This is a genomic window from Pseudomonas reidholzensis (genome assembly GCF_900536025.1).
Classification (GTDB): Bacteria; Pseudomonadota; Gammaproteobacteria; order Pseudomonadales; family Pseudomonadaceae; genus Aquipseudomonas; species Aquipseudomonas reidholzensis.
The window spans coordinates 1-10100 of sequence record NZ_UNOZ01000034.1 but is presented as its reverse complement, the minus strand read 5'-3'; the positions used below and the strand labels follow the sequence as shown (position 1 = coordinate 10100).

Below are 10100 nucleotides of genomic sequence, written 5' to 3'. Positions count from 1 at the left end.
GAGCAACGCTTCGGCAGAGCTGGCGCGGCGCAGGGCCTCGGCCAGATCGGTCTCACCGAGGGCACGGGTCAGCAGTTGCAGCAGGCGCAGGTGTTCATCGGACCGCGCAGCGATGGCGATGGCCAGGTAGACCATTTGCCCGTCACCCCAGTCGACGCCCTCGGGAAACTGCATCAGGCGCACGCCGGTGGCAAACACCTGGTCGCGGGTCTGCGGCGTGCCGTGGGGGATGGCGATGCCTTGGCCGAGAAAGGTCGAACCCTGCGCCTCACGGGCTTGCAGACCTTCCAGATAGCCTTCGGCAACCAGGCCATCGGCGACCAGGCAGCCGGCCAGCAGGCGCAGCGCCTCGCCCTTGTCGGCGGCCGTCTGGCCCATGGCTATCTGCTCTTTGGCGAGCTCGAGCATGACCTTCTCCTTTTGCAGTACGCGATGCGGTACTGAGGTATTGTTGTGAAATTCACGGAAACAGCCAGTTCTAAAGCCCAGCGCAAGCGGCAGGGGCGGCAGTAAATTTGCTAGCTGAATCGTTTAATCTGACTGACCGGCCACGTTACTCGATAATCTGCCGACTAAAAAGCCCCATCCTGTCGGACAATTGCGACAATGGTCGTCTGCGCGCGGGCCTGCGTCTGGGTAACACTACCCGGTCAAGCTCCGCAGCCAGTCCCGGTAATAACAAGGAAAATTCGGTGAAACTCAGCGATATCGCCCGTCTGGCCGGTGTGTCAGTGACCACCGCCAGTTATGTCATCAATGGCAAGGCCGAACAGCAGCGCATCAGCACCAGTACCGTCGAGCGGGTGCAGGCGGTGGTCGAGGCCCATGGCTTCACGCCCAACCCACAGGCGGCCGGCCTGCGCAGCCGGCACACGCGCACCCTGGGTTTCATCCTCCCAGACCTGGAGAACCCCAGCTACGCCCGCATCGCCAAGCAGCTCGAGCAAGGCGCCCGCGCACGCGGCTACCAACTGCTGATCGCCAGCAGCGACGACCAGCCCGACAGCGAGCGCCGGCTGCAGCAGCTGTTCCGCGCCCGGCGCTGCGACGCACTGTTCGTCGCCAGCTGCCTGCCGCCAGAGGATGACAGCTATCGCGAGCTGCAGGACAAAGGCCTGCCGGTGATCGCCATCGACCGTCGCCTGGACCCGAGCCACTTCTGTTCGGTGATCAGCGATGACCGCGACGCCAGCCAGCAATTGGCCCAGAGCCTGCTCGCCAGCCAGCCGCGGAGCATAGCGCTGATTGGCGCGCGCCCTGAGCTGTCGGTCAGCCAGGCACGCGCCGGCGGCTTCGATGAAGCCCTGCAGGGCTTTGCCGGCGATATTCGGCGCTATCAGGGCGAGGCCTTCAGCCGCGAATGTGGCCAGCGCCTGATGGAGCAGTTGATCAGCGAACTGGGGGGCCTGCCGGATGCCCTGGTGACCACCTCCTATGTGCTGCTGCAAGGGGTATTCGACGCCCTGCAGGCGCACCCGGCCGACGCGCGCCAGCTGCAACTGGGGACCTTTGGCGACAACCAGTTGCTGGATTTCCTGCCGTTGCCGGTCAACGCCATGGCTCAGCAGCATGGCTTGATTGCCGCCACGGCGCTGGAGCTGGCCCTCGCCGCCATCGAAGAAAAACGCTACCAACCGGGCGTGCACGCCGTGGCCCGTACCTTCAAGCAACGCATTCAGCCGGCCTGAACATGCGCCTGATCGACACCCACACCCACCTGGACTTCCCCGAGTTCGACGGCGACCGCCAACCGTTGCTGGACAACGCAACGGCGCGTGGGGTGGAGCGCATGGTGGTGCTGGGGGTGCACGCCGAGCACTTCCAGCGCGTGTGGGACCTGGCCTGTGCCGAACCGCGCGTGCGTGTGGCGCTGGGGTTGCATCCGGTCTACCTGCAGCAGCACCGGGCCGAGCACCTGCTCGAACTGCGTGGCTGGCTGGAGCGGCTGCGGGGTGATGATCGGCTGTGCGCGGTGGGTGAGTTCGGGCTGGACTACTACCTGCCGGAGCTCGACCCGCAGGCTCAGCAGACGCTGTTCGAGGCACAACTGCAGATGGCCTGCGACGTCGACCTGCCGGCCCTGCTGCACGTGCGCCGCAGCCACGCCCAGGTGATCGCCACGCTCAAGCGCTACAAGCCGGCACGGGCGGGGATCATTCATGCGTTTGCCGGGAGTTACGAGGAAGCGCGCGAGTACATCAAGCTCGGCTTCAAGCTCGGCCTGGGCGGCGCGGCAACCTGGCCGCAGGCGCTGCGCCTGCGCAAGACCGTGGCACGCTTGCCGCTGGCGAGCGTGGTGCTGGAGACCGACTCGCCAGACATGGCCCCGGCGATGTTTGCCGGGGTGCGCAACAGCCCGGAGCATTTACCGGAGATCGCCGGGGCGCTGGCCGAGCTGATGGGCATCGAGGTCGAGGCGTTGGCCGAGGCCAGCACTCGCAACGCCTGTGAGTTGTTTGCCTGGTAGCACCGCAAGGGTGCCTGCCAATCAGACCCTGAACGCCCCGATCAGGCGCTTGAGCTCCACCACCTGCCCTGACAATGCCCGGCTGGCGTCCTCGGTCTGACAGGCGCCTTGGGTGGTGTCCTGGGCGGCGCGGTTGATCGCGACGATGTTCTGGTCGATGTCATGGGCGACGGCGGTCTGCTGCTCGACCGCTGCCGCAATCTGCTGGTTCTGCTCGACGATACCGCTCACCGCTCCCAGGATATTGCCCAGCGCCACCTGCACCTGCTGCGCCTCATCGACGGTGCCGGCGGCCATCTGATGGCTGCTGCCCATGGCCCGCACCGCAGCGCCCACCCCTTCCTGCAGACGCTGGATCATCTGGGCGATCTGTTCGGTCGAGGCCTGGGTGCGCTTGGCCAGGGTCCGCACCTCGTCCGCCACCACCGCAAAGCCGCGCCCCTGCTCACCCGCCCTCGCCGCCTCGATCGCGGCGTTGAGCGCGAGCAGGTTGGTCTGCTCGGCAATGCTGCGGATCACCGCCAGCACGCCGCCGATCGCCTCGCTGTCAGCGGCCAACTGGTTGACCGTCAGCACGCTCTGGTCGATCTCTGCGGCCAGGCGACCGATGCTCGCTTGCTGATGCTCGACCAGGCCACGCCCGGTGGCGCTTTCCTGGTTGACCTGCTGCGCGCCCGCCGCGGCCAGCGCGGCGCTGCGGGCGACCTCAAGCGCGGTGGCGCTCATCTGGTTCATCGCCGTGGCGACCTGTTCGATCTGTTCGCGCTGGCCACTGACCGCCTGGTTGCTCCGCGTCGAGATCGCCAGCACCTGGCCGGCCTGGGCCTCGACGCTGGTCACGGTGTGGCCGACCTGGCCGATCAGTTCGCGAATCTTGCGCACGGTCTGGTCGAAGGCCGCCCCCAACGCCCCCAGCTCATCAACGCTGCGCGGCTTGAAGCTGACGGTCATGTCGCCCGCAGCGACCTTGTCCATGGCCACCCCGAGCTCGCCGAGGGTCTGCCGGGTGGAGGCGTAGAAGCCGCCGTAGAGGTAGAGGATGGAGGCGAAGACCGTGGCCAAGGCCGCGATCAGGGCGATCATGCGCAGGCGATGCTCGGCCAGACGCGCCTCCAGCTGCGCCCTCAGGTGCTCCAGCACGGCGTCGTTGAGCCGGTAGGTCTGCTCGATCAGTGCGCTGGCCTGCTGATAGAAGGCCGGCCAGGGCGCGTCGAGGGTTTCGGCAACCACCACCTGCTCCTCGAACAGGCCCGCGGCCTGCTTGACCGTCACCTGGCTGGCCTGCGCCGGCGCGGCCAGTGCGGCCTTGGCCTGGGCGTCGCTGGCGAGGGCATCGTCGAGGCGCAGGGGGTAGTCGGCGGCCAGCCGCTCCAGGCGTTGCAACAGGTCTTCGAAGCGGGCGCTGCCGGCGGAGTCGATAAAGCCGCGGCCAAGGGCGATGGCGCCCATCACCCGGCCTTCGCCGAGGCTCTGGGTGACCTGCGCGGTGGTGCTGCCGAGCAATTCGCCGAGCTGGCGGACCGAGGCCTGGCGGTCCTGGCTGAGCCCCGACTGGCTGGCGACCAGCTTGGCCAGCACTTGCGCCTGGGTCAGCAGCTTGTCGAACAGGGCCAGCTTGTTCTGCAGGGAGGACTCTGCACGGGCGCGGCCAAAGGCCTCGACGAGTTCTTCGCGCTTGGCCTCCAGCAGCGGGTCGCTGCCGTGCAACGCCTGCAGTTGGCTGGCGACCTTGTCCTCGAGCGCGGCGATACGCTGCTCAACGTCGCCGGCTTGCCCCGACTGGCCGAGCACGGCATTGATCTGCAGGAGGTTGCCGAGAGTTTCCAGGTCGGCCCGCAGCAGCAGGCTGCCGGCCAGGGGGGCAAGGCCGTGCAGCTCGACCTGGGTGGCGTGGAACTGGCGATAGGCGTCCCGCACCAGGTAAAAACTGGTGACCAGCATGGGCAGGAAGAACAGGACGCTGATCAGGCTGAACTTCATGCCGAAGCTCAGCCGATTCATCAGTGCGATGGCCGGGTAGAGCAAACGCTTCACGGGCACCTCCTTGGATTATTGTTGTTCTGCGGTGTGGCACGAGGCCATTAATAACGCAGATCCATTCCAAGGTTTGTAACTTAAGGTTAAGCGGGACGTTGCGTTGGCCTGATCAGACCAGCACGGTCCATAGCGCAAACCCCGTGTACCACAGCACCGCGGAGCGCAACAGCAGCTCCCACAGGCTGTCCAGCCGCGCCAGGCCGCGCTGGCTGTCTTGCGCGTCGGGGATGTCATCGGCCACGCGGCCAACGCGCGCAATCAGGTGCCCGGCGCTGATGCGCCAATTGAGCAGCTCGTGCAGCATCACCCGCATCACCGCGACGAAGTTGCCGACCAGGGCGAAGCTCAGGGCCAGCACCCGCACCGGCAGCCAGTCCAGGGCATGGCGCAGTTGTTCGGCCTTGGCTTTCAACGCCGGCTGGCCGCTGTGCTCGCCGCACAGCGCCAGCAGGCGATAGCCCAGCGCTGCGCCGGGGCCGAGCAGGAAGTACCAGAAGATCACCGCGAAGAAGCTCTGGTAGGCCTGCCACACCAGGTAGCCCTGGACCCGGATCAGCAAGCTCGGCGCATCGTCGGCGACCAGCCCCAGGTCGCGCTCGGCGACATGCAGCGCGGCCTGGTCATCGCCCCGGCGCCAGGCATCACGAAACGGCCCGAGGGCGGCCTTGGCATCGCCACGGCCGAGGCTGTAGATCAACACCAGCAGGTGCACCGGCAAGGCCAGCAAGCCGTAGGCGACCGGCTCCAGCACATGCAGCAACAGCACCAGCACGGCGACCGGCGCCAGCACCAGGATCGCCAGGCTCCACCAGGGGTGAACCTTGCCGCTGCGCTCCAGGCGCACCAGCTCGCCAAGGAAGAAACCATCACGCTGCAACCGCTGGCGCAAGGCCGAGAACTTCTCGACCCAGAGCACCAGGACCAACACCAGAAAACTCATGCCTGTACCTCGTTGTCGTGCAGATCGGCGCGGTAGCGGTCCCAGTCGAACGCAGGCCCCGGATCGGTCTTGCGCCCTGGGGCGATCTGGTCGTGACCGCGAATGCGCTGTGGCCCGATCACCGGCCAGGCGCCGCGGATCTCTGCGCTCAGGCGCGCCAGGGTGGCGTACTGGGCATCGGTGTAGGGCAGTGTGTCGGTGCCCTCCAGCTCAATGCCAATGGAAAAATCATTACAGCCCTCACGCCCGTCGAACTGCGAAACCCCGGCATGCCAGGCGCGGTCGAGCAACGACACGAACTGGGTCACCGCACCGTCGCGCTCGACGAACAGGTGGGCCGAGACGGTCAGGTGGCAGATGTCCTGAAAGTAAGGGTGTTCGGCCGGGTCGAGCTGGTTCTGGAAGAACTGCTGGACCTTGCCAGTGCCGAAGCAGGCGGGAGGCAGGCTGATGTTGTGGATAACCAGCAGGGAGATCGCCTCACCGTCGGGGCGGCTGTTGAAGTTTGGCGAGGGGCAGTGGGTTACGCCGGAAAACCAGCCTGTCGCACGGTCCAATTGCATCGAGCAGATCCTGAGTATCACCAGGGACGGGAGGTCAGTATGCCCCCTGGCCCTCGCGCTTGCATGTAAATGATCAGGCCTGGCTGCGCAGACGCTGCAGCACCGCGTCGAGGGCGCGCTCGAACAGCAGGCCATCGTCGAGCAGGCGCACCTCACCGCGGCGCAGCGCCTGGGCCAGGCCAGCGCTGCTCCACTCGCGCACTTTCAGGCCGGTGCGATTGGCAAACACCAGGCGGTCGCTGCTGTCGATGCGGGCCACCAGCTTGCAGCGCAGCGGTTCATCCGCGTCCACCACTTCGAGCCAACGGCCGACCCGTAACTGCTGCACCCGCTGCACGTGCGGCGCGTGGGCGTCGAGCAGCGGCGCACAGGCGGATTCGTCAGCGATCGCCAGCACGATCTCGTCGGCCACCAGCACTTCGGCCAGCGCCGGCTGGTCACTCTCACCGCCGCCGCAGGCGCGTTGGTGCAGTTGCTCGAGCTGGACGAAGAACTCGCGCGCCGCAGCCGAATCGACGGCAACGCTGGCCAGGCCCTCGCGCAGTGCCTTGAGCAACCCCGGGACCTGCTCGAGCAACTGCTGGCAGGCCTCGGCCTCGCGGTGCGGGGCAAGGCTGGCGAGCAGCGCATCCAGGGTCGCCAGGCCATCCTGCCAGGCCGCCGACGCTTCGCCTTGCTTGAGCCAGGCCAGCAGCAGCACCTGGCTCCAGGACTGCACCAGCATCTGCACCACCCCTTCGGGCCAGACGCGCCCGCGCAGGCGCAGGTTGAGGGCCTGCTGCACCTGCTGACGGGCCTGCAAGGTGCGCGCGCGGCCTTCTTCGGCATCGCGGGTGCGTTGCTCGAGCAGGTCGTTGCGCCGCCGCTCGTCCTGGTTGAAGGCGAGGAAGTCGTCCAGCAGCTCGGCGAACAGGCGCGGATCTTCGTTGAAGTCATTCAGCAGGCGCTGGACGATCCGCTCGACGCGTTGCCGCAGGCAATCACGCGGGCCCTGGTCATCGGCCTCCCAACCGATCGCTGCCGTGGCGATCTCGTCAAGCAGGCGGCGGGCCGGGTGATTGGCCCGGCTGAACAGGCTGCGGTCGAGCAAGGCGACCTTGAGCAAGGGGATGTGCAACCGGCCGATCAGCGCGCGCAGCGTGCCGGGCAGGTTGCTGTCGGCCTGGATGAAATCGAACATCAGGCCGAGCAGATTGATCAGGTCCTCGTCGGCGGTGGCGATACGGCGGCGGCTGCCGCTGCGCACGCTGACCCGCACCAGCAACTGTTCGAGCTGCTGGCCAAGGTGAAAGTCGTCGGGCTCCGAGGTGGCCGGCACGTAGTTTTGCAGGTGCGAGAGCAGCCGCAACAGGTCGGCGGTGCTGATCGGCTCAGCCGCCGCGACGCTCTGCAGGCGCGGCGCAAACTGCCCACGGGCCGGCGCCAACAGCGCCTGCAGACTGGCGAAGAAGGTCTGCGCGGCGCTGTCTGCGTCACGTTCATCGGCCATCGCGCGGTCAGCCGGGGCGCACTGCTCGACCCGTCGGCGGTCATCGGCGCGGCGCTGCGGCGCGGGTTTGAGGCCGGGCAGCACGCCAGCGGCGGCCAGCAGTTGGTTGGCCTCGCCATACAGCAGGTCGAGATCACGCAGCACGTAGCGCTCGAACAGCTTGAGCAGGATCAGCTTCACACGTAGGCCAACCCCCAGGCTGCGCCCGGCATCGAGGAAGTAACCACACAGGCACTCTGGGCCGAGCGGGTTGCGGCGGGTGTCGAGGGGCTGCTCGAGCAGGGCCTGAAAGCGCAGCCCCAACTGATCGAGGGCAAAACCCTCGCGCGACAGCACCCGTGCGAGCATCGCCTCGAGCGCTGCGGCACGCTCGGCTTGCGCCGCGTTGCGCAGCGATTCAGTCACCGCCAGGTAGGGCAGCAGGTCGGCCTGGGCAATACCCGCGAACGCCTCGTAGAAGGTGTCGAGAAAGCCCCGTTCGATGCTCTTGCGCTTGAGCCGCAGGTCACGCATGGCCTCGAAATAGAGGTTCTGGTCGACCCTCTCGACGGCCCGGTCGGCCATCTCGAACAGCCGCGCGTCGGCATTGTCGAACAGCGTCTGCAAGCCTTGGCGCAGTTGCAGCGCGGCCTTGTCGCGCACCTGCAGGAGCAGGATCGGAAGGCTTGGCAAGGGCGCACGCGCACCCCGGTCGATGGCGGCCGCCAGGGTCACCACCCTGCCTTCTTTATGCATCCCCTAACTCCTTGCAGGAAAATCGTCAAAGCCATGACGCCAAATACTGGACGCTATTATCGACAAAAAATCTTACAGCTACCAGCACGCTCTACAGGCGCCGATGGAAAAGACCGCAATTTGCTGAAAATGCTCAGATGCCCTGACCAAAGGTCAAGGTTGCCATGGCTGTACACGCCAGCGCCCTGCCCTATAATCGCCGGCATCTAGCTTGTGGAGCCGACCATGCCGAACCTACGCCTCGCCGACCTGACTGCCGAAATCGAAGCCAACGTGCGCCGCGCGCTGCTCGAAGACATCGGCAGTGGCGATATCACCGCCCAGCTGATCCCCGCCGAGCGCCTGGCCAAGGCGACCATCATTACCCGCGAGGATTGCGTGGTGGCGGGCACCGCCTGGGTCGATGCGGTGTTCCGCCAGCTCGACCCGCGGGTGGCGGTGCATTGGCAGGTCAGCGATGGTGACCAGGCCAAGGCCAACCAGCCGTTGTTCCACCTCGAAGGGCCGGCTCGCTCGCTGCTCAGTGGTGAGCGAGCGGCGCTGAACTTCCTGCAGTTGCTGTCGGGCGTGGCGACCCGCGCGCGCTTCCTGGCCGACCTGGTGGACGGCACCCAGGTGCGCCTGCTCGACACCCGCAAGACCCTGCCTGGCCTGCGCCTGGCGCAGAAATACGCGGTCACCTGCGGTGGCTGCCATAACCACCGGATCGGCCTGTATGACGCCTTCCTGATCAAGGAAAACCACATTGCCGCGTGCGGTGGCGTGGCCGAGGCCGTGACGGCGGCGCACCGGATTGCACCGGGCAAGCCGGTTGAGATCGAGGTCGAAAGCCTGGATGAACTGCGTGAAGCGCTGGCCGCGGGGGCCGATATCGTCATGCTCGATGAGCTGAGCCTGGATGAGATGCGTGAAGCGGTGCGGTTGAATGCCGGCAAGGCCAAGCTGGAGGCCAGCGGTGGGGTCAATGAAGACACCCTGCGGGTGATCGCCGAGACGGGGGTGGATTACATCTCGATTGGGGCGATGACCAAGGATGTGAAGGCGGTGGACCTGTCGATGCGGCTTAGCCTGTGAGTTGAGCTTGGGCTTGCAGATTGTGGGCTTATCCATTCCATGTGGTGGCGCTTATGGCCCCTTCCGCCCTTACGGCGGGTCACTTTTTTTCTTGGAAAAAAGTAACCAAAAACCGCTGGCTCCCACATCCGGCCCTCCGCTGCGCTGCGGGTTCCCTCACTCCGGCCTTGCTCCCGCGTGGACCGGGCTGTAGGGGCCTTCCTGGCCCCCAGCCCTTGCCGGCCTTCCTGGCCGTCACCCCGCTCCGCAAGACCTCCGTTCGGCCTCCTGAGGTCGCCAAGTTACGGGTGGCGCCTGGGCTGGCGTTATCTTCGATAGTGGCAATGGTGGTGGATAGCTTGGCCTCTTCGCGGGTAAACCCGCTCCCACAGGGACCGCAGCGGCCTTACGGTCAGCAGAGAACCTGTGGGAGCGGGTTTACCCGCGAAGAGGCCGGAACTGCCAATGCACATTCTGGCGCTGCCGCGCTGTACCGCCCTTATAAACCCGCGAGAGCGAAGCGATTCGCCAGCCGTTGCCCTGGACCTTGATCTTGATCTGGCCCTTGATCTGGCGGTTGATCTTGATCTACCGCGACTTCAGGAGGCCGAACGGAGGTCTTGCGGAGCGAGGTGACGGCCAGGAAGGCCGGCAAGGGCTGCGGGCCAGGAAGGCCCGTACAGCCCGGTCCTCGCGGGAGCAAGACCGGAGTGAGGGAACCCGTAGCGCAGCGAAGGGCCGGATGTAGGAGCAAGCGGTTTTTGGTTACTTTTTTCCAAGAAAAAAAGTGACCCGCCGTAAGGGCGGAAGGGGCCA

The 10100-nt window shown here is 66.4% G+C and carries 8 protein-coding genes and 1 pseudogene; 3 read left to right on the top strand and 6 right to left on the bottom strand.

Annotated features, from left to right (window positions below; genetic code table 11):
• Positions 1-408, bottom strand: a 408-nt coding sequence (locus tag CCOS865_RS24370) for a PTS mannitol transporter subunit IIA (protein ID WP_167469104.1), incomplete at its 3' end; no start/stop codon positions are given.
• Between the two features lie 284 nt (positions 409-692).
• Between CCOS865_RS24370 and cra the strand changes: the two genes are divergently transcribed.
• Both cra and CCOS865_RS24360 read left to right on the top strand, forming a co-directional pair.
• Complete coding sequence (gene cra / locus CCOS865_RS24365; protein ID WP_119145681.1) at positions 693-1688, top strand: catabolite repressor/activator; 996 nt, start codon at positions 693-695, stop codon at positions 1686-1688.
• A 2-nt stretch (positions 1689-1690) separates the two neighbouring features.
• Complete coding sequence (locus tag CCOS865_RS24360; protein ID WP_119145679.1) at positions 1691-2467, top strand: TatD family hydrolase; 777 nt, start codon at positions 1691-1693, stop codon at positions 2465-2467.
• A gap of 21 nt (positions 2468-2488) precedes the next feature.
• On the opposite strand, the gene CCOS865_RS28835 is transcribed toward CCOS865_RS24360, so the two are convergent.
• The 5 genes and pseudogenes from CCOS865_RS28835 to CCOS865_RS24340 form a co-directional block, all read right to left on the bottom strand.
• Positions 2489-3193: a methyl-accepting chemotaxis protein gene (locus tag CCOS865_RS28835; protein WP_415842691.1), complete on the bottom strand. Its 705-nt coding sequence runs from the start codon at positions 3191-3193 to the stop codon at positions 2489-2491.
• Between the two features lie 150 nt (positions 3194-3343).
• Positions 3344-3550 (bottom strand): annotated as a pseudogene (locus CCOS865_RS28830) (HAMP domain-containing protein); the annotation flags it as partial.
• 1063 nt (positions 3551-4613) lie between these two features.
• A complete protein-coding gene (gene ampE / locus CCOS865_RS24350) occupies positions 4614-5444 on the bottom strand; it encodes a regulatory signaling modulator protein AmpE (protein ID WP_119145675.1) in 831 nt (276 codons plus the stop codon).
• Entirely contained in the window at positions 5441-6007 is a 567-nt protein-coding gene (ampD, locus tag CCOS865_RS24345) for a 1,6-anhydro-N-acetylmuramyl-L-alanine amidase AmpD (protein WP_119145673.1), read from the bottom strand. The genes ampE and ampD overlap by 4 nt, the downstream gene beginning before the upstream one ends.
• A gap of 73 nt (positions 6008-6080) precedes the next feature.
• Positions 6081-8231 (bottom strand): DUF1631 domain-containing protein, encoded by a 2151-nt coding sequence (locus CCOS865_RS24340; RefSeq protein WP_119145671.1) that lies wholly within the window; start codon positions 8229-8231, stop codon positions 6081-6083.
• A gap of 225 nt (positions 8232-8456) precedes the next feature.
• Here CCOS865_RS24340 and nadC point away from each other — a divergent pair, with 225 nt between their 5' ends.
• On the top strand, positions 8457-9305 hold the full coding sequence (nadC, locus tag CCOS865_RS24335; RefSeq protein ID WP_119145669.1) for a carboxylating nicotinate-nucleotide diphosphorylase: 849 nt from the start codon (positions 8457-8459) through the stop codon (positions 9303-9305).
• Positions 9306-10100 lie beyond the last annotated feature (795 nt).

Coding starts and splice junctions, on each gene's coding strand:
- CCOS865_RS24360 (WP_119145679.1), top strand. CDS start 1,691: ATGCGCCTGATCGACACCCACACCCACCTGGACTTCCCCGAGTTCGAC.
- CCOS865_RS28835 (WP_415842691.1), bottom strand. CDS start 3,193: ATGAGCGCCACCGCGCTTGAGGTCGCCCGCAGCGCCGCGCTGGCCGCG.
- ampE (WP_119145675.1), bottom strand. CDS start 5,444: ATGAGTTTTCTGGTGTTGGTCCTGGTGCTCTGGGTCGAGAAGTTCTCG.
- ampD (WP_119145673.1), bottom strand. CDS start 6,007: ATGCAATTGGACCGTGCGACAGGCTGGTTTTCCGGCGTAACCCACTGC.
- CCOS865_RS24340 (WP_119145671.1), bottom strand. CDS start 8,231: ATGCATAAAGAAGGCAGGGTGGTGACCCTGGCGGCCGCCATCGACCGG.
- nadC (WP_119145669.1), top strand. CDS start 8,457: ATGCCGAACCTACGCCTCGCCGACCTGACTGCCGAAATCGAAGCCAAC.